The sequence below is a fragment of the Pseudomonas sp. GD03944 genome (assembly GCF_029839275.1).
In the GTDB taxonomy this organism is placed as follows: domain Bacteria; phylum Pseudomonadota; class Gammaproteobacteria; order Pseudomonadales; family Pseudomonadaceae; genus Aquipseudomonas.
The window spans coordinates 47528-65388 of record NZ_JAOCAH010000011.1 but is presented as its reverse complement, the minus strand read 5'-3'; the positions used below and the strand labels follow the sequence as shown (position 1 = coordinate 65388).

At 65.0% G+C, this 17861-nt stretch carries 17 protein-coding genes and 1 pseudogene; 6 read left to right on the top strand and 12 right to left on the bottom strand.

Going from position 1 to position 17861, the window contains the following annotated elements; genetic code table 11:
• Window positions 1-96: 96 nt before the first annotated feature.
• Complete coding sequence (locus N5C28_RS17210) at window positions 97-582, top strand: PaaI family thioesterase (RefSeq protein WP_279824245.1); 486 nt, start codon at window positions 97-99, stop codon at window positions 580-582.
• Window positions 583-620: 38 nt separating this feature from the next.
• Here the strand turns inward: N5C28_RS17210 and rnt are convergent, their stop codons facing one another.
• The gene (gene rnt, locus N5C28_RS17205) at window positions 621-1295 is read right to left on the bottom strand and encodes a ribonuclease T (RefSeq protein WP_279824242.1); all 675 of its coding nucleotides are present in this window, start codon (window positions 1293-1295) and stop codon (window positions 621-623) included.
• On the bottom strand, window positions 1292-2338 hold the full coding sequence (gene pyrC / locus N5C28_RS17200; protein WP_279824239.1) for a dihydroorotase: 1047 nt from the start codon (window positions 2336-2338) through the stop codon (window positions 1292-1294). The genes rnt and pyrC overlap by 4 nt, the downstream gene beginning before the upstream one ends.
• Window positions 2339-2503: 165 nt before the next feature.
• Between pyrC and N5C28_RS17195 the strand changes: the two genes are divergently transcribed.
• From N5C28_RS17195 to N5C28_RS17185, 3 genes and pseudogenes are all read left to right on the top strand, one after another.
• Window positions 2504-3439, top strand: a complete 936-nt coding sequence (locus N5C28_RS17195) for an OmpA family protein (RefSeq protein ID WP_279824237.1) — start codon at window positions 2504-2506, stop codon at window positions 3437-3439.
• 113 nt (window positions 3440-3552) lie between these two features.
• Complete coding sequence (locus tag N5C28_RS17190; protein ID WP_279824234.1) at window positions 3553-4770, top strand: argininosuccinate synthase; 1218 nt, start codon at window positions 3553-3555, stop codon at window positions 4768-4770.
• A 311-nt stretch (window positions 4771-5081) separates the two neighbouring features.
• Window positions 5082-5405: pseudogene (locus tag N5C28_RS17185) on the top strand (GNA1162 family protein); the annotation flags it as partial.
• Between the two features lie 81 nt (window positions 5406-5486).
• Here N5C28_RS17185 and N5C28_RS17180 read toward each other — a convergent pair.
• The 8 genes from N5C28_RS17180 to metG form a co-directional block, all read right to left on the bottom strand.
• On the bottom strand, window positions 5487-5666 hold the full coding sequence (locus N5C28_RS17180; RefSeq protein WP_279824231.1) for a hypothetical protein: 180 nt from the start codon (window positions 5664-5666) through the stop codon (window positions 5487-5489).
• A gap of 108 nt (window positions 5667-5774) precedes the next feature.
• Window positions 5775-6413, bottom strand: a complete 639-nt coding sequence (gene nth / locus N5C28_RS17175; RefSeq protein WP_279824228.1) for an endonuclease III — start codon at window positions 6411-6413, stop codon at window positions 5775-5777.
• Window positions 6410-6985 (bottom strand): hypothetical protein, encoded by a 576-nt coding sequence (locus N5C28_RS17170; RefSeq protein WP_279824226.1) that lies wholly within the window; start codon window positions 6983-6985, stop codon window positions 6410-6412. Before N5C28_RS17170 ends, nth begins: the two co-directional genes overlap by 4 nt.
• Window positions 6978-7592, bottom strand: a complete 615-nt coding sequence (locus N5C28_RS17165; RefSeq protein ID WP_279824224.1) for an RnfABCDGE type electron transport complex subunit G — start codon at window positions 7590-7592, stop codon at window positions 6978-6980. Before N5C28_RS17165 ends, N5C28_RS17170 begins: the two co-directional genes overlap by 8 nt.
• On the bottom strand, window positions 7589-8605 hold the full coding sequence (locus tag N5C28_RS17160; protein WP_279824222.1) for an RnfABCDGE type electron transport complex subunit D: 1017 nt from the start codon (window positions 8603-8605) through the stop codon (window positions 7589-7591). Before N5C28_RS17160 ends, N5C28_RS17165 begins: the two co-directional genes overlap by 4 nt.
• Window positions 8586-9722 carry an RnfABCDGE type electron transport complex subunit B gene (locus N5C28_RS17155; RefSeq protein WP_279824407.1) on the bottom strand — a complete coding sequence of 379 codons (1137 nt, stop codon included), beginning with the start codon at window positions 9720-9722 and terminating at the stop codon, window positions 8586-8588. The genes N5C28_RS17160 and N5C28_RS17155 overlap by 20 nt, the downstream gene beginning before the upstream one ends.
• 5 nt (window positions 9723-9727) lie before the next feature.
• Window positions 9728-10285, bottom strand: coding sequence for an Rnf-Nqr domain containing protein (locus tag N5C28_RS17150; RefSeq protein WP_279824220.1), 558 nt, complete (start codon window positions 10283-10285; stop codon window positions 9728-9730).
• A 107-nt stretch (window positions 10286-10392) separates the two neighbouring features.
• Window positions 10393-12429 carry a methionine--tRNA ligase gene (gene metG / locus N5C28_RS17145; protein ID WP_279824217.1) on the bottom strand — a complete coding sequence of 679 codons (2037 nt, stop codon included), beginning with the start codon at window positions 12427-12429 and terminating at the stop codon, window positions 10393-10395.
• Between the two features lie 218 nt (window positions 12430-12647).
• Here metG and apbC point away from each other — a divergent pair, with 218 nt between their 5' ends.
• Window positions 12648-13739, top strand: a complete 1092-nt coding sequence (gene apbC / locus N5C28_RS17140; RefSeq protein ID WP_279824215.1) for an iron-sulfur cluster carrier protein ApbC — start codon at window positions 12648-12650, stop codon at window positions 13737-13739.
• A gap of 114 nt (window positions 13740-13853) precedes the next feature.
• Here apbC and N5C28_RS17135 read toward each other — a convergent pair whose 3' ends face one another.
• The gene (locus N5C28_RS17135; protein WP_003245585.1) at window positions 13854-14063 is read right to left on the bottom strand and encodes a cold-shock protein; all 210 of its coding nucleotides are present in this window, start codon (window positions 14061-14063) and stop codon (window positions 13854-13856) included.
• 323 nt (window positions 14064-14386) lie between these two features.
• Here N5C28_RS17135 and dcd point away from each other — a divergent pair, with 323 nt between their 5' ends.
• Window positions 14387-14953, top strand: a complete 567-nt coding sequence (gene dcd, locus N5C28_RS17130) for a dCTP deaminase (protein ID WP_279824213.1) — start codon at window positions 14387-14389, stop codon at window positions 14951-14953.
• A 338-nt stretch (window positions 14954-15291) separates the two neighbouring features.
• On the opposite strand, the gene N5C28_RS17125 is transcribed toward dcd, so the two are convergent.
• Complete coding sequence (locus tag N5C28_RS17125; RefSeq protein WP_279824210.1) at window positions 15292-17829, bottom strand: penicillin acylase family protein; 2538 nt, start codon at window positions 17827-17829, stop codon at window positions 15292-15294.
• Window positions 17830-17861 lie beyond the last annotated feature (32 nt).

Genomic DNA, 17861 nt, shown 5'->3' with positions numbered 1-17861 from the left:
TTGATTGTCCTACTCTACGGGACTAGCCTGCGGCTCGGAACCTACCGCGTGGCACCCGGCTCTGGCCTGGCGGCGCGTAATAGAAGGAGAGCCGCCATGCCCGATACCTCACGCTACCTGCCCGTACTGACCTACCTCCAGCGGCAATTGACCGGAGAACTCGGCGCCGGCGAGGTCACCCACATGCATTACCCCACGGCCATTTCCCGCCTGCTTGGTTTTCGCCTGGTCGAGATCGGCGAGGCGATGGCGGTCATCGAACTGGATGCCGACCCCGCGCAGCATGGCAACCAGCAGGGGACGGTGCACGGTGGGCTGCTCTGCGAGCTGGCGGATGCGACGATCGGCACGGCGCATTCGACGTTGATGGAGGCCGGCGAGACGTTCACCAGCATCGACCTCAAGGCGACCTTCCTGCGGCCCGTCTGGCAGACCCGCTTGCGCGCACAGGCGCGGCCGACCCATCGGGGCAGGACCATCAGTCATTATCTGTGCGAGATCACCCGCGACGACGGCAAGGTCGTGGCCAGTGTGGCGAGTGCCGTGATGACCCTGCGCGGCGAGGGCGCGCAGGGCCGGTGAAAGCGGTCCCCAGGCGCTGAAGGCCCGGGGGCAACGACTCAGTCGTCGAACTCCATCCAGCCGCCCATTTCCTTCCAGCGGTTGACGATGCCGCAGAACAGCTCGGCGGTCTTCTCGGTGTCGTAGCGGGCCGAGTGGGCTTCGCGGCCATCGAACTCGATGCCGGCGGCCTGACACGCCTTAGCCAGCACCGTTTGCCCGTAGGCCAGGCCGGCCAGGGTGGCGGTGTCGAAGCTGGAGAACGGGTGGAAGGGGTTGCGCTTGATGCCGGTGCGCGCCACGGCCGCGTTCAGGAAGCCGAGGTCGAAGCTGCTGTTATGCCCGACCAGGATCGCGCGCTTGCAGCTGTTGGCTTTCAGCGATTTGCGCAGGCCACGGAAGATTTCGCCCAGGGCGTGCTCTTCGGTGACGGCCATGCGCAGCGGGTGGTCCAGCTTGATCCCGGTGAACTCCAGCGCCGCCTGTTCGATGTTGGCGCCTTCGAACGGCTCGATGCGGAAGAAGTGCGTGTGGTCCGGATAGAGGAAGCCACCTTCGTCCATGCCGATGGTGGTCGCGGCGATTTCCAGCAGGGCGTCGGTGGCGCTGTTGAAGCCACCGGTCTCCACGTCCACGACCACTGGCAGGTAGCCGCGGAAGCGAGCGGCCATCGGGTGGCGCGGGCCACTGGGGGCGGCGCCATCGAGTTCGTCGTCGTACAGGTCTTCGCTCACGCGTTGTCCTCCTGCAGGCGCCAGCGCAGGGTTTCACCGGCGCGCAACGGGATGACGGTCTGTTCGCCGAAGGGCAGGCTGGCCGGGGCCGTCCAGTCTTCGCGTACCAGGGTGATGGTGTCGGTGTTGCGCGGCAGGCCGTAGAAGTCCGGGCCGTAGTGGCTGGCGAAGGCTTCCAGCTTGTCCAGCGCGTTACGCTGCTCGAAGGCTTCGGCGTACAGCTCGATGGCGGCGTAGGCGGTGTAGCAGCCGGCACAGCCGCAGGCTGCTTCCTTGGCATGCTGGGCGTGAGGCGCCGAGTCGGTGCCGAGGAAGAACTTGGGGCTGCCGCTGGTGGCCGCGTCGAGCAGTGCCACTTGGTGCGTGTTGCGCTTGAGGATCGGCAGGCAATAGAAGTGCGGACGGATGCCGCCGACCAGCATGTGGTTGCGGTTGTACAGGAGGTGCTGGGCGGTGATGGTGGCGGCGACGTTGCTCGGCGCCTCCTTGACGAACTGGGCGGCATCGCCGGTGGTGATGTGTTCGAACACCACTTTCAGCGTCGGGAAACGCTCGACCAGACGACGCATGTGCTCGTCGATGAAGATCTTCTCGCGGTCGAAGACGTCCACGTCACCCCGGGTGACCTCGCCATGGACCAGCAGCGGCATGCCAACCTCGGCCAGGGCTTCCAGGGCGCCGGTGATGTTGTCCAGGCTGGTGACGCCCGAGTCCGAGTTGGTGGTCGCGCCGGCCGGGTACATCTTGGCCGCGTGCACGAAACCGCTGGCCTTGGCGGCGCGGATGTCTTCGGCACTGGTACGGTCGGTGAGGTACAGCACCATCAGCGGCTCGAAGCGGCTGCCGGCCGGGCGGGCAGCCAGGATGCGCTCGCGGTAGGCACCGGCTTCGGCGGCATTGCGCACCGGCGGCACCAGGTTCGGCATGATGATGGCGCGGGCGAAGGTGCGCGCCACGTCGGCAACGGTGTGCGGCAGCACCGCGCCGTCGCGCAGGTGAATGTGCCAGTCGTCGGGACGCAGCAGGGTAAGACGGTTGGTCATGGAGGTATCCAGGCGGGCGAAACGTGGCGGGAATGCTACCGGAAAAGCCCTGCCAGGGCACGCCGGACATCAGCCGGGGACGGGTGGATGCGGATGGGTGGGCTTAAGTTTTTCCGTTTGCCACCGATACCTCCTTGGAACGCCGTTATTCCCGTGGAGCTTGCCGTGCGCCAGCCTTGTTTTGTCATTCTAAGCCTGATCGCCAGCTTGCCGGTTTGCCTGCCAGCCTGGGGCATCAGCTTCCAGACGCGCCTGGAAAAAGTCGAATGGCAGGTCGCCGGGGATCAGTTCGAGTGCCGGTTGGCACAGCCCATCACCGATTTCGGCTCCGGCGAGTTCGTGCGCCGCGCAGGCGAGCAGGCCACCTTCCGCCTGCAGGCCCGCGAGCGTTGGCTCGGGACCGGCTCGGCCACCTTGCTCGCCGCGGCGGCGCCCTGGCAGCCGGGCCGGGGCGACATCAACCTGGGGGTGGTCAGCGTCGGCAACGGCGAGGTGCTGTTCAACAGCTCCCAGGAACAGGCCGGGCGGCTGCTGACCGGGTTGCTCGAGGGGCGTAGCCCCCTGGTGCGGCACCGCACGATGCAAGGCAACGACAACCTCGAGGTGCGGCTGCTGCCGGTGAAGTTCCAGAAGGCCTACAACGACTACCTGGCCTGCACCGCCAAGCTGCTGCCGGTGAACTTCGACCAGGTGCGGCAAAGCCAGGTGGCTTTCCCGGGCGGCGGCGTGGACCTCGACCCGATGGCCCAGGCCAAGCTGGAAATCATCCTGGCGTTTCTCAAGGCCGATCCCAGCGTCAACCGCATCCAGCTCGACGGCCATTCGGACAACAGCGGCAACCGCCTGACCAACCGCGACCTGTCGCGGCGTCGTGCCCTGGCGGTCATGGAGTTCCTCAAGGCCAATGGTGTGCCGGCCGAGCAGATCACCCTGCGCTTCCATGGCGAACGCTACCCGGTGGTGCCGAACAACAGCCCGGCGAACCGGGCGAAGAACCGCCGTGTGACCCTGACCCTGGACCGCGTGCCCGAGGCCCCTGTGGAGCCGGAAGCACCTGCCGCTCCCGCCGAGACCGCAAGCGGGCCGACGGCAGCCTCCTGATCCCTGCAAAAAGAAGCTGTCGCTTCATCGTCAGAAGCTGTCGCGCCTCTGTAAATTGCCCGTGAGGGTCAGTACAATCACGGGTTTTCCGTACAACCCGTGGAGTTGATGGCATGGCCGACGTAAACAAGGTAGTCCTGGCATATTCCGGTGGCCTGGACACCTCGGTAATCCTCAAGTGGCTGCAAGACACCTATAACTGCGAAGTGGTGACCTTCACCGCAGACCTCGGCCAGGGTGAAGAGGTCGAGCCGGCACGCGCCAAGGCCCAGGCCATGGGCGTCAAGGAAATCTACATCGACGACCTGCGCGAAGAGTTCGTTCGCGACTTCGTCTACCCGATGTTCCGCGCCAACACCATCTACGAAGGCGAGTACCTGCTGGGTACCTCCATCGCCCGTCCGCTGATCGCCAAGCGCCTGATCGAAATCGCCAACGAAACCGGCGCCGACGCCATTTCCCATGGTGCCACCGGCAAGGGCAACGACCAGGTGCGTTTCGAACTGGGCGCCTATGCCCTGAAGCCGGGCGTGAAAGTGATCGCTCCATGGCGCGAGTGGGACCTGCTGTCCCGCGAGAAGCTGATGGACTACGCCGAGAAGCACGCCATCCCGATCGAGCGCCACGGCAAGAAGAAGTCGCCGTACTCCATGGACGCCAACCTGCTGCACATCTCCTATGAAGGCGGCGTGCTGGAAGACACTTGGACCGAGCACGAAGAAGACATGTGGCGCTGGACCAAGTCCCCGGAAGCCGCACCGAACACCCCGACCTACATCGAGCTGACCTACCGCGCCGGTGACATCGTCGCCATCGACGGCAAGGAAATGACCCCGGCCACCGTGCTGGCCGAACTGAACCGCATCGGCGGCGAGAACGGCATCGGTCGCCTGGACATCGTCGAGAACCGTTACGTCGGCATGAAGTCCCGTGGCTGCTACGAGACCCCCGGCGGCACCATCATGCTGCGCGCCCACCGCGCCATCGAGTCGATCACCCTGGACCGCGAAGTCGCGCACCTGAAAGACGACCTGATGCCCAAGTACGCCAGCCTGATCTACAACGGCTTCTGGTGGAGCCCTGAGCGTCTGATGCTGCAACAGATGATCGACGCTTCCCAGGCCAACGTGAACGGTGTGGTTCGCCTGAAGCTGTACAAGGGCAACGTCGTTGTCGTGGGTCGCAAGTCCGACGACTCGCTGTTCGACGCCAACATCGCGACCTTCGAAGAAGACGGCGGCGCCTACAACCAGGCCGACGCGGCGGGCTTCATCAAGCTCAACGCCCTGCGCCTGCGCATTGCCGCCGGCAAGGGCCGCAAGCTCCTGTAACAGCGCTCTGCCGTTTGTCTCCACAGCCCTCCTCGTGAGGGCTGTGGTGTTTTCGGGCACTGCATTTCTGCACGAGCGAACGACCCGTTTGCCGGGCAGGAAGCCGCATGCTGATTTTCAGAGCGTTCCTACAGCGCATTCCCAGCGCAATCGCCATCCTCGCCACCCACCCGCGTACGCACCCAGACGGAACAGGGAAGGCCGTATCGTTTCGGCAAAACGTCCCGTTTCTGCGTGGGCGTCTGGTGCCTGGAAGATGGCGATGCGATATCGTCGCACCGCTTTGTTTTATCCCCGTCCTAAGCGTTCCTGCGCTGTACGTCACGGTGGTGCAGTACGGCTCCACCTACACCCTGATCGACAGCTCGGTGAAGGTCGAGGCCAAGGCCAATCTGGTCGACCTGCGTACCGGCAAGCTGCTGTGGAGCGGTTCGGCGTTCGCCACCGACCAGAACAGCAACAACAGCGGCGGTCTGGTGGGGATGTTGATCACCGCGGCGGTGAAGCAGGTGATGAACACCCTGACCGATGCCACCTACCCGGTGGCCGGCATGGCCAGTGGTCAGCTGCTTTCCGCCGGCCGTGTGAACGGCATCCTGCACGGGCCGCGTTCGCCGCAGTACGGCCTCGAGTAATCGCTGCGGGGGCGGCCAGCCGCCGGTTAGGGCGGGCGGCCCATAAACAAAAAGCCCCGCTGCAAGGGCGGGGCTTTGGCGTTACAGGTCGAAGTCGTATTCGGCCAGCTGCTTGTGCAGGCGGCGCTCTTCGAGGAAGTTATCGATGATGCGGCGCTTGGTCAGGTTGGTCTTGGCAACTTCGACAGGTGCTTCTGCATCGTCCGCATCTTCTGCGACGAAGTCTTCATCGAGCTCTAGGTCTTCTTTACCGGTGCTCATCTGTTTCACTCCAGGCTACGGTGGGCCATTTGCGCACCTTATAACGGCAAAACCTGGGCGGGTAAAAAAGATTTTTTCAATCGACTGATCAGCCGAATCAATGATCGCTCAATCGTCGGATGTCTTGAGCTTGTATTCGCACAGGTCCTCGATACGGCAGCTCCCGCAGCGTGGTTTGCGGGCCTGGCACACGTAGCGGCCGTGCAGGATCAGCCAGTGGTGCGAGTCGAGCAGAAACTCCCTGGGCACGAATTTCAGCAGCTTCTTCTCCACCTCCACCACGTTCTTGCCCGGGGCGATGCCGGTGCGGTTGCTCACGCGGAAGATATGGGTGTCCACGGCCATGGTCAGTTGGCGGAACGCGGTATTGAGCACCACGTTGGCCGTCTTGCGACCCACGCCGGGCAAGGCTTCCAGCGCTTCGCGGGTCTGCGGGACCTCGCTGCCATGCAGCTCGACCAGCATGCGGCAGGTCTCGATGACGTTCTTCGCCTTGCTCGGGTAGAGGCCGATGGTCTTGATGTACTCGCACAGGCCGTCGTAGCCCAGCGCGTAGATCGCTTCCGGGGTGTTAGCGACCGGGAACAGGCGCGCGGTGGCCTTGTTCACACCCACGTCCGTGGCCTGGGCCGAGAGGATGACGGCAATCAGCAGCTCGAACGGTGTGCTGTAGGCCAGTTCGGTCTTCGGCTCGGGGTTGTCTTCGTGCAGGCGGCGGAAGATTTCGTAGCGTTTGGCGGCGTTCATGGGCGTTCGTCGTGGTGAAAGTGGCGAAGGGCTGCCAGGAGCAGGCCGAGCAGGATAAAGGCGCCGGGCGCCAGCGTCAGCAGGTGTGCGCCATTCAGGTTGGCCAGGGACAACTGCAAACCCGCTGAGCCCGGGCCCAGCAGCCAGTCGCCATGGGTCAGCAGCGTGGCGTTGCCGAGCCCTTCGCGCAGCAGGCCGAGCAGCAGGGCCAGTGCCGCGAACCACAGGCCGATGACCAGGCCGGAGCGGGCCTCGACACGGCTATCCAGCACCAGTCCCAGGCAAGGCAACAGCAGCAGTGGCAAGGACGGTGCGAGGTAGGCATGCAGTTCAGCGCTGTGGACCTGAAGCAGCAGGGCCGCCAGGCTGATCAGCACGCCGCCGACCAGCAGTGCGGCGAACAGTAGGGCAGGCCCGTGCAGCAGGCGGCGCAATGGCACCAGCAGCAGGCCGCAGAGGCTCAGCACCACCAGGCCGATACCGCCGATGGTGATGGCCGTGACCAGCAGGCCGGTGCTGCCCAGCAGGGCGAGCACGCCCAGCAGAACGAGGGTGGTGCGCGGTTCAGTCATGGCCGGCTTCTCCGAGCAGCTGAGGACGTTGCGCCTCGAAGAAACGCAGGGCGCGCTGCAGGGCGTCCGTGGTGCTGCGTGACGTCACCGTGGCGCCGGCGATCTGGTCGAACTGGCCGCCTTCGGCGCGCAGCGTCCAGCTGGCTGGGGAATCGTCCAGGGATTTGCCCTCGAAGCCCAGCAACCAAGGGCTTCGCTGGGGTTCGATAAGATCGCCCAGGCCGGGCGTTTCGCGGTGCTGCAGCACTTTGCTGGCGATCAGGCGCCCGTCCGGGGCAATCGCCACCAGCAACAGAATCGGACCCTCGTAGCCCTTGGCCTGCACCGGCAGCAACACAGCCGTCAGTTGGCCACCGAGCCTCGCCTGGTAAGCCTCGGTGGGCTGGCCATTGCCCAGCAGGCCGCCGGCCGGCAGGGGGATCGGTTGGCGCAAGGGGTGGTTGTCGTAGCTGCCGGTGGGCAGCAGGTCGAGCAGTTTGCGTTCGGCGGCGGCCTGGCGCTGCTGCTCGATGGCAGGGGCTGCCAGCTGCTGCAGGGTAATCAGCAGGCCGCCACCGAGGAGGGCGACCAGCAACAGGGTCAGCACCTGGCGCGCGCGGCTGTTCATGGTTTCGCCCCCTGGCGCGCGGCGAAACGCTCCAGCTGCGGCACGCAGAGGTTCATCAGCAGCACGGCGAAGGCCGCGCCGTCCGCGTAGCCGCCCCAGGTCCGGATGACATAGACCAGCAGGCCGACCCCGATCCCGAAATACAGGCGGCTGCGGTCGCTGCCGGGGCCGCTGACCGGTTCGGTGACGATGAAGAAGGCGCACAGCATCGTGGCACCGCTGAACAGGTGCAGCAGGGGCGAGCCATTGGAGTCCGACCCCGAGCCGTTCCAGCACAGCAGGCTGATCACGAACAGCGCGGCCAGCATGCCCACCGGCGCCTGCCAGCGGATGACCCGTTGCTGCAGGAGGCACAGGCCGCCGGTGAGAAACGCCAGGTTGACCCATTCCGCCCCCAGCCCACCGACCCCGCCGAAGGCCGGATGGCTGGCGAACAGTTCGTCGATGGTCAGACGGTCGTTGTGCTTGAGGCTGTCCAGGACCGTGGCCTGGCTCCAGCCATCGACCAGGCCACTGCCGAGCCCGAGGATCTGTTGCAGCGCCGCCAGCAGCGACGCGCTGCTCTGGGGAGAAGGCCAGTGCGCCATGTGCAGCGGGAAGGCGACGAGCACGAAGGCATAACCCAGCATGGCCGGGTTGAACGGGTTGCGGCCGAAACCGCCGAACAGGGATTTTCCGAACAGCGTGGCGAAGGCGGCGCCGCTCACCGTCAGCCACCAGGGCGTGTAGGTGGGCAGTGCCAGCGCCAACAGGACGGCAGTGACCAGGCTGCTGCCTTCGGCCAGGGGCGGCAGGTTGAACAGGCTGTCCGCTGCCAGCGGTGCCGGTTGCCGACGCAGCCGGTGTGTCAGGTACTCGCAGGCGCAGCAACTGGCGCTGGCCAGCAGCAGTTGCAGCAGCAGGCCCCAGCCGTTGAACCACAGCAACGCCAGCGCGCCCGGCAGGCAGGCGAGCAGCACGCGCTGCATGCCGAGGCGTGGGTCGAAGGTCGATTCAGTTGGCAGCGTAGTCATGCAGGCGCTGTTCGATGGCGGCCAGGCGCTCGCGGGCCTGTTGCAGCATGGCTGCATCGACCGGTTGCCGGCGCTCCAGGCGCTGGAGTGCGGCGCGGGCATAAGCCAATTCGGTTTTCATCTCGCGCAACTGCGTGTCCACCGGTTTCTTGTCGGTGCGCACCAGCACCGGCTGGGGCTTGCCGCTGGCGTCTTCGGCATCGTGCAACGCGCGCTCGGCGTCGGCCAGGGCCTGGCGCAGTGGCAGCAATTGGGCCTCGCTCAAACCTTGGCGTTCGGCCTTGCCCAATTCGGTACGGCGCATGGCGAGGGCGATTTTGGCTTGCTTGAGTGCGGCTTCCCCGGCGGTTGGCGGGACCTGGGCGGCGTCCAGATCGCGCTGGGCCTGCTCGGTGGCCTGGCGCAGGGCGTCGACCTGGCGCTGCAGCTCGGGGGTGCCGCGGCTGGCCAGTTGCTTCTCGGCCTTGGCCAGCGCCACCTTGGCCATGGCGGCCTCGATCTTCAGGCGCTTGTGGCGCTCCCGGGCTTCCACGTCGGCAGGGGGTTGAACCGAGGTTGGCGGCGCAACCGGATTTTCTGTAGCCGTGCTGGTGGCCATCGCTGGCAGGACGCGGGCGGCACGGTCAGCCTGGCGCCGCGCTGCCTCGTTGGCCAGGCGGGTCTGGCGGGCGTCGTGCCGCTGGCGGAACTGGTCGGCACGCTGGCGTTGCGCCTCCGCTGCCTCACCGTTCAGGGGCAGGATGTCGATGCAGTCCACCGGGCAGGGCGCCACGCACAGCTCGCAGCCGGTGCACTCGGCGGTGATCACGGTGTGCATCAGCTTGGCGGCGCCGAGAATCGCGTCCACCGGGCAGGCCTGGATGCATTTGGTGCAGCCAATGCATTCGGCTTCGCGAATCAGGGCGATCTGGGGGGGGACTGCCGGCAGTTCCAGTGGCAGTTCCGGTACCTGCAGCAGCTGAGCAAGGGCACGGACGGTCATCTCGCCGCCGGGCGGGCACTTGTTGATCGCTTCGCCCTGGGCGATGCCTTGCGCGTAGGGCAGGCAGCCGGGGTGGCCGCACTTGCCGCACTGGGTCTGGGGCAGCAGGGCGTCGATGGCCTGCACGCTGATCAGGCTGCTCATGCCGCCCCCAGGCCGTTGAGGCCGAGAAAGGCCATGCCCATCAGGCCGGTGCAGATCAGCTGCAACGGCGCACCGCGGAACGGGGTCGGCACGTCGCACTGCTCGACACGCTCGAACAGGTCGTTCAATAGCTGCAGGATCAGCCAGAAACCCAGGCCGCCACCCAGGCCGAGTGTCAACGCGATGGGAAAGCTCTCCGCGGAGGTGCCTGCCAGGAGGGCGCCCAGGCCGGCACCATTGCCTAGCAACAGCGGCAGCAGGCCGTCGAGCGGTTGTTCAGGGCGTTGCCAGCGCAGGATCAGAACTTGGATGCCCCAGGCCAGGGTCGCGAGCAGAGGCAGCACGAGCATCAGGTGCAGGTAGCCGAGGTCGAAGGCCTGCAGCTGGCGCTGCAGCAGCCAGCTCAACGGCGCGGCCAGCAGGATCAGCAGCGCCGTGGCCGGGCCGATGAAGCGCAGCCGGGCACCGGGCGGCGTGCCGGCCAGGGCAGGCAGGCTGAGGACCAGGTGATTGACCAGCGCGGCGCCGATCAGGACGAAAATGAACTCGCTCATGCGCGTGGGGCGTCGCTGCTGATGGATCGTGTACGTAATGTGGCTGGAAAGCATGCGCCGGAGCCATCGGGCTCCGGCGCAGGTCAGCGTATCCAGCGGCGGGCGGCTTACTTGACGCGCTGGCCCGGCTTGGCACCGCTGTCCGGGCTGAGCAGGTAGATTTCCTCGCCGCCAGGGCCGGCTGCCAGCACCATGCCTTCCGACACGCCGAACTTCATCTTGCGCGCGGCCAGGTTGGCCACGTACAGGGTCAGGCGGCCTTCCAGTTTGCTCGGGTCCGGGTACGCCGACTTGATGCCGGAGAACACATTGCGCTTCTCGTCGCCGATATCCAGGGTCAGGCGCAGCAGCTTGTCGGCGCCTTCCACGAACTCGCATTTCTCGATCAGGGCAATGCGCAGGTCGACGGCCGCGAAGGCGTCGAAGGCGATTTCGGCGGCCAGCGGGTCTTTGACCAGTTCGCCATTGCCTTTGGGGGCGCTGGCTTCGGCGGCCAGGTCTTCCTTGGACGCTTCGATCATGGCGTCGACTTTCGCTGGCTCGATACGGGTCAGCAGCGGGTTGAACGGGTTGAGCTGGTGGTCGGCCAGCGGTGTGCTCAGGTCGTTCCAGGTCAGAGCCGGCACGTTGAGGAAGGCCTCGGCGTCGGCCGCCAGGTTCGGCAGAACCGGCTTGAGCAGGATGATCAGCTGGCGGAACAGGTTGATGCCCAGGGCGCAGATTTCCTGCACCTCGGCCTGCTTGCCGTCGACCTTGTTCAGCGCCCACGGTGCCTTGTCTGCGATCCAGGCGTTGGCACGGTCGGCCAGGGCCATGATTTCGCGCATGGCACGGGAGAAGTCGCGTGCCTCATAGGCGTCGGCGATGCTCGGTGCGGCGGCCTGGAAGGCTTCCCACAGCTCCGGTTCCGGACTGGCGGCGACCAGCACGCCGGCGTTGCCCTTGTGGATGAAGCCCGCGCAGCGGCTGGCGATGTTGACCACCTTGCCGACCAGGTCGGAGTTGACCTTCTGCACGAAGTCCTCGAGGTTCAGGTCGAGGTCGTCCACGCCGCGGCCGAGCTTGGCTGCGTAGTAGTAACGCAGGTACTCGGGGTTCAGGTGCTCGAGGTAGGTGCGGGCCTTGATGAAGGTGCCGCGGGATTTCGACATCTTCTGGCCGTTGACGGTCAGGTAGCCGTGCACGTTGATCGCGGTCGGCTTGCGGTAGCCCGCGCCTTCGAGCATGGCGGGCCAGAACAGGGCGTGGAAGTTGACGATGTCCTTGCCGATGAAGTGGTACAGCTCGGCGGTGGAGTCCTTGTTCCAGAACGCATCGAAGTCCAGGTCCGGGCGGCGGGCGCAGAGGTTCTTGAAGCTGGCCATGTAGCCGATCGGCGCGTCCAGCCAGACGTAGAAGTACTTGCCTGGCTCGTCGGGAATCTCGAAGCCGAAGTAGGGCGCATCGCGGGAGATGTCCCACTCCTGCAGGCCGCTGTCCAGCCACTCGGAAAGCTTGTTGGCCACGGCGTCCTGCAGGGTGCCGCTGCGGGTCCACTGCTTGAGCATGGCTTCGAAGTCGGGGAGCTTGAAGAAGAAGTGCTTGGAGTCACGCAGCTCCGGCACTGCGCCGGAAATGGTCGAGCGCGGGTTCTTCAGGTCGGTCGGCTCGTAGGTGGCACCGCACTTCTCGCAGTTGTCACCGTACTGGTCCTCGGACGCGCATTTCGGGCAGGTGCCCTTGATGAAACGGTCGGCCAGGAACATGCCCTTCTCGGGGTCGAAATACTGGGTGACCGAGCGGGTGGTGATGTGGCCGGCGTCGCGCAGCTTGAGGTAGATCGCGGCGGACAGCTCGCGGTTCTCCTCGGAGTGGGTCGAATGGTAGTTGTCGAAATCGACCAGGAAGTCCGCGAAGTCGGCGCTGTGCTCGGCCTTGAGGCCGTCGATCAGCTGCTCCGGCGTGATGCCTTCCTTTTCCGCCCGCAGCATGATCGCCGAGCCGTGGGCGTCGTCGCCGCAAACATAAACGGCCTGGTGGCCACGCAGTTTCTGGAAGCGCACCCACATGTCGGTCTGCACGTACTCGAGCATATGGCCGATATGGATCGAACCGTTGGCATAGGGGAGGGCGCTGGTAACGAGAATCTTGCGGGCTTCGGTCATGGGGATCGGCTGCACTGGGTAACTCGGGAAGCCGCTAACTATATAGGCCTGAGGCTTTTTTTTCACCCTTGGCGGCAAACCCGTGCTCTGGGCCGCGAGCGACGCCGGGCGGCCGGATGTTGCCCTGCGGTCCCATGCCTCAGCGGCGCCGCTGCGCTTTCCGGGGCAGGCCTGGGGTAACATGGGCACCTGCCTTGTTCGGCCTTTCGGAGCTATTCATGACTGTGGTTACCCGCGCAGCGATCGAAGCTGTTCTGTCGCAATACACCGACCCCCACCTGAACCAGGATCCGGTCAGCGCCGGCTGCCTGCGCGAGGTGGACATCCAGGGCGGCACGGTGCGCGTGCGCCTGGTGCTGGGTTATGCCGCCGACCTGTTCAAGAACGGCTGGGCGCAGATGCTGCAGATGGCCCTGGAGGGCGTCGCCGGCGTCGAACGCGCCCAGGTGCAGATCGACTGCGAGATCGAGGCCCACAAGGCGCAGGACCAGGTGCCAGCGCTGGCCAACGTGAAGAACGTGATTGCCGTGGCGTCGGGCAAGGGCGGGGTCGGCAAGTCGACCACTGCTGCCAACCTGGCTCTGGCCCTGGCGCGCGAAGGCGCACGGGTCGGCATTCTCGATGCGGATATCTACGGACCGAGCCAGGGCATCATGTTCGGCATTCCCGAGGGCACCCGGCCACAGGTCAAGGACCAGAAGTGGTTCGTGCCGCTCAAGGCCCATGGTGTGGAGGTCATGTCGATGGCCTTCCTCACCGACGAAAACACCCCGGTGGTCTGGCGTGGCCCGATGGTGTCCGGGGCGCTGATCCAACTGATTACCCAGACCGCCTGGAATGACCTGGATTACCTGGTGGTGGACATGCCGCCGGGCACCGGCGATATCCAGCTCACCCTGGCGCAGAAGGTGCCAGTGGCCGGCGCGGTGATCGTGACCACGCCCCAGGACTTGGCCCTGCTGGACGCCAAGAAGGGCGTGGAGATGTTCCGCAAGGTGAACATCCCGGTGCTCGGCGTGGTGGAGAACATGGCGGTGCACATCTGCTCGAACTGCGGCCATGCCGAGCACCTGTTCGGCGAAGGGGGTGGCGAGCGGCTGGCGGCGCAGTTCGATGTCGACCTGCTGGCCTCGCTGCCGCTGTCCATGGCCATCCGGCAGCAATCGGACGGCGGCAAGCCGACCACCGTGGCCGACCCGGAAAGCCAGATCGCCATGATCTACCAGGCGACTGCCCGCAGCGTGGGTGCGCGTATCGCGCAGGGTGGGGCGCAGCAGGCGATGCCGACCATCATGGTTAGCGACGACTGAAGCCTGCGTGTGGTGCCGGACCTGGCGGTTCGGCACCCATGGCCCGCCAGGTTATCGCAGGCATAAAAAAGCCCCGCACGAAGCGGGGCTCTTTTTTCAAGCAGTCAGTGCAGGTTAGATAACCTGAACTTCCTCAGCTTGCATGCCTTTCTGACCACGGGTGGCCACGAAGGAAACTTGCTGGCCTTCTTTCAGGCTCTTGAAGCCGTCGCTCTGGATGGCTTTGAAGTGTACGAAGAGATCGTCACCGGATTGCGGGGTGATGAAGCCGTAGCCTTTCTCATCGTTGAACCACTTAACGGTGCCAGTCTGACGATTGGACATGTGATGTCTCCTAACAAAAGTAATAGCAGCCCTGGAAAAGCCCAGGCCGGGACTGAGTGCAACGAGTACTAGGAGTCGGACGATGTTTGGATCGAAATCTAGGCATCTGGTAGCGATTCGCGGTGACACATGCAGCACAGTGGAAACACCATACTCGCTTTTAACGCTAAGCGCGAATGCTCTGTGCACCTTTCTGTTATTTATCGTTTGTCGCCGCGAATGCAGGCTGCGCGACCGCCCCGGACAACAGGCTTTGAACCCTGTGGCCGGCCCCGGTAAGATGCGCTCACTTTTTCACCTTCAGCCCAATCAGGACGCCCGCCATGAGCATCAAATCGGATAAATGGATTCGCCGCATGGCCCTCGAGCACGGCATGATCGAGCCGTTCGTGGAGCGCCAGGTGCGTACCGAAGGTAACGAGCGTCTGATCTCGTACGGGGTCTCCAGCTACGGCTACGACGTGCGCTGCGCCGACGAATTCAAGGTGTTCACCAACATCAACTCGGCCACGGTGGACCCGAAGAATTTCGATGAAAAGAGCTTCGTCGACATCAAAAGCGATGTCTGCATCATCCCGCCGAACTCCTTTGCCCTGGCCCGCACCGTCGAGTATTTCCGCATTCCCCGCGACGTACTGACCATCTGCCTGGGCAAGAGCACCTATGCCCGTTGCGGCATCATCGTCAACGTGACCCCGCTGGAGCCGGAATGGGAAGGGCACGTGACCCTGGAGTTCTCCAACACCACCACACTGCCGGCAAAGATCTACGCCAACGAGGGCGTTGCGCAGATGCTGTTCTTGCAGTCCGATGAGGCTTGTGAAGTGTCGTACGCGGATCGCGGCGGCAAGTACCAGGGCCAGTTGGGCGTGACCCTGCCCAAGGCGTGAGTCGGGCGATGTGAAAAAAACCGGGCCATGGCCCGGTTTTTTTGTGCCCGTGCTTTCAGGTGGGCAAAAAAATAGGCGCCTGAGGCGCCTGGAGAATCAATCGATGCACAGTCTCTGAGTGCCACCAGCCGCAGAAGTTCACGGCGGTGATATTTTTTTGCCAGTATTCGGCGCTTGGGTTTCGATCGGTTTTGCCGGTTCATCGAGAACGGCTCGCCAAATTGCGGGCAAAAGAAAGGGCACCAAAGGCGCCCTTAAATCGATGATCTATGGAGTAAGTCCACTTTCTCAGAGCCGGCCCGGACGGGTTTGGTTCATTCGAAGCCGACGAACGGTCGTTATTTGCCCGGTGTGAGCAGCAGGCGTTTGGTGCCGTAGGCTTTCTCCAGGTTCTGCGACTGGAAGGGGAAGGTCATGTATTGCCCCTTTATCCAGGCGTCGATGCCGTCGGCGTAGTGCTTGCTGGCCGGGTTGCCGGACTGGCCAGAGCTGTTGAGGCCGATCAGCGGCTCGGCACGGCCGAAGTCCACGATGATGCGCATGGCCGGAATCAGCCAGGTGTCGAAATCCTGCCCCCACTGATACGCCGAGACGTTCAGGGTGGTGTGGTCGCCGCCGGCGGGGAAGGGGCCGCGGTCCAGGTAACCCTGCAGCGAGTTGATGGTCGCACGCTGGCTGGCGCTCATGTACGGCGCCAACTGGGTGGTCTCGGTGCGCCAGTTATAGGTGTGCAGCTTGCCCCACTGCCAGGCGTTGCGATCGGCACCCAGGCGGCTTTCGAGGTGGGTCACGGCGGCCGCCAGGCTGCGCGCCAGAATCGCGGGCTTGTCGTCGGTGCCGGGCGTGCGCACGTCGTTCCAGAACGGGCTGTCTTCACGGCCCAGCAGGTGATCGGCCTGGGCCGAGTAGGAACTGTTGGCGGTCTCCACCAGGGCCTTCCAGGCAGGGCTGGTTTCCGGACCCAGCTCGTCGAGGAAGATAGCCCGGGCGCTTTCATGCAGGAAGGCACCGTACAGCGCAGCATTGGCCGAGGTGGCAGCCAGGTTGCCGTCGAAGGCCATCAGGCGACTGAGGGCTTCGCGGGCCTTGGCCCGGTCCAGCTCGGGCAGGGCGTCGATGGCCTTCTTCAGCGGTTCGGCCATGCCGGGGGCTTCGAACATGGCCTGCAGCTTGGCGACGAAGGGTGAGGTCTGGTCGTACTGCATGGCGATCATGCTTTTGGTGTCGTGCTTGCCGCTGCCGGCCAATTGCGCCAGGCGCTCGTAGCGCTCCGGGTAGTACCAGGAATTGGACAGCTGCATGCCGTAGCCGCGTGGCGCCGTGCGGTGGTTGGCGGTGCCCAGCCAGCCTTGTGGAGGATCCTGGTCGTAGGGGTGCAGCATCGGGTCGGCGAAGCCATCCCAGTCGAAGCGGCCCTCCCAGCCCGGAGAGGGCACCAGGCCCAACCCTTCGCGGCGGTTGGGGAAGCGGCCGGTCACCTGCCAGCCGATGTGCTGGGCGTCGGCGAAGACGATGTTCAACGCCATGGCGCGGACATCGCGCGTCGCCTCGAAGGCCTGCTCCACCGATTGCGCGCGGGACAGGTCGAAGAACGCGTCCAGGGTCTTGTCCGCTTCGAACTGCGCGGTTTTCAGCGCCAGGCCATAACCACTGCCGAGTTGCAGCGGCTGCAGCATGTGCTTGCGTTCGCCCAGCACGGAGTTGAGCAGCGGGCCGTGGCGGGTTTCGTACACGGTTTCGCGAATCGGCCGCTGGCCCTTGATGAAGAAGGTTTCCTGACGCTCCTGGGCGGCCTGCCATTTGCCGTCGGCGAGGTAGTAGAGACGGCCGTTTTCGCGTTTGACCTTCTCCAGGAACAGGTCCTGGTTGTCGCCCATGACCATGGTCATGCCCCAGCCCAGCTTGCCATTGAAGCCGGCCACCACGGCAGGCACGCCGGCGATGGACACGCCAGCCGCCTGGAATTTCGGGGCGCGGATGTGCACGAAGTTCCAGGCCGAGGGCATCGACAGCGGCAGGTGGGTGTCGTTGGCCATCAGGCTCTTGCCGCTGCGGCTGCGTTGCGGGGCGATGGCCCAGTTGTTGGACGCGGCGACACCCAGCATGTGGGCCTGGGCGAACTGGCTGGTGGCCTGACTCACGGCATTCAGGCCGGCGATCTGGCCACCCAGCGCCAGGCCCTTGAGCTTGTCCGCTTCATCGAAGGGCAGAGGCTCGTCCGAGTAGGTCGGCAGCAGCCAGGCGAGCTTGTCGCTGCCCACTTTCTGCGCCATGACCAGGGCGGCGATTTCTTCCTGCAGGTTGACCGCCAGGCCGAAGTTCAGCAGGCAGAAGATCAGCACCGAATCTTCGGGTTTCCAGTAGGCCGGGCGATAGCCGGATTCGGCGATGTCCATCGGCAGCTTGTCCCGGTACTGGAACAGGTAGGCGTTGACGCCGCGGGCGTAGACCTCGAAGAAACGCTTCAGGCGCGGCGAGGCGTCCTTGTACAGCACCTCGGCGCTTTTCTTCAGGTTGACCGCGCGCATGAAACGGTCCATCTCCAGCACGCCGGGGCCGGCCATTTCCGCCAGGCGGCCTTCGGCCATCAGGCGCATGCCGACCATCTGGCTCAGGCGATCGCCCGCGTGCACGTAGCCGAGGGCGAACAGCGCGTCATGGAAGGTGGTGGTTTCGATCAGGGGCATGCCGAGCGGGTTGCGCCGCACCACCACGCTCTGGGCCAGGCCCTGGACCCGCACGATGCCCTGGTCCGGCAACACGCTGCTGCTGTAGCGGCTGTTGAGAAACGACTGGCAGCCACTCAGGGTCAGCGCGCCGGTGAGGGCAGCGGCGAGGCTCAGGAGGGCCGTGGGGCGAAGCGCGCGCAATAGCATGCAACTGACTCCTTGCAGAACGCAGGGCAAAA

Coding starts and splice junctions, on each gene's coding strand:
- N5C28_RS17210 (WP_279824245.1), top strand. CDS start 97: ATGCCCGATACCTCACGCTACCTGCCCGTACTGACCTACCTCCAGCGG.
- pyrC (WP_279824239.1), bottom strand. CDS start 2,338: ATGACCAACCGTCTTACCCTGCTGCGTCCCGACGACTGGCACATTCAC.
- N5C28_RS17190 (WP_279824234.1), top strand. CDS start 3,553: ATGGCCGACGTAAACAAGGTAGTCCTGGCATATTCCGGTGGCCTGGAC.
- N5C28_RS17180 (WP_279824231.1), bottom strand. CDS start 5,666: ATGAGCACCGGTAAAGAAGACCTAGAGCTCGATGAAGACTTCGTCGCA.
- nth (WP_279824228.1), bottom strand. CDS start 6,413: ATGAACGCCGCCAAACGCTACGAAATCTTCCGCCGCCTGCACGAAGAC.
- N5C28_RS17170 (WP_279824226.1), bottom strand. CDS start 6,985: ATGACTGAACCGCGCACCACCCTCGTTCTGCTGGGCGTGCTCGCCCTG.
- N5C28_RS17165 (WP_279824224.1), bottom strand. CDS start 7,592: ATGAACAGCCGCGCGCGCCAGGTGCTGACCCTGTTGCTGGTCGCCCTC.
- N5C28_RS17160 (WP_279824222.1), bottom strand. CDS start 8,605: ATGACTACGCTGCCAACTGAATCGACCTTCGACCCACGCCTCGGCATG.
- N5C28_RS17150 (WP_279824220.1), bottom strand. CDS start 10,285: ATGAGCGAGTTCATTTTCGTCCTGATCGGCGCCGCGCTGGTCAATCAC.
- metG (WP_279824217.1), bottom strand. CDS start 12,429: ATGACCGAAGCCCGCAAGATTCTCGTTACCAGCGCCCTCCCCTATGCC.
- apbC (WP_279824215.1), top strand. CDS start 12,648: ATGACTGTGGTTACCCGCGCAGCGATCGAAGCTGTTCTGTCGCAATAC.
- N5C28_RS17135 (WP_003245585.1), bottom strand. CDS start 14,063: ATGTCCAATCGTCAGACTGGCACCGTTAAGTGGTTCAACGATGAGAAA.
- dcd (WP_279824213.1), top strand. CDS start 14,387: ATGAGCATCAAATCGGATAAATGGATTCGCCGCATGGCCCTCGAGCAC.
- N5C28_RS17125 (WP_279824210.1), bottom strand. CDS start 17,829: ATGCTATTGCGCGCGCTTCGCCCCACGGCCCTCCTGAGCCTCGCCGCT.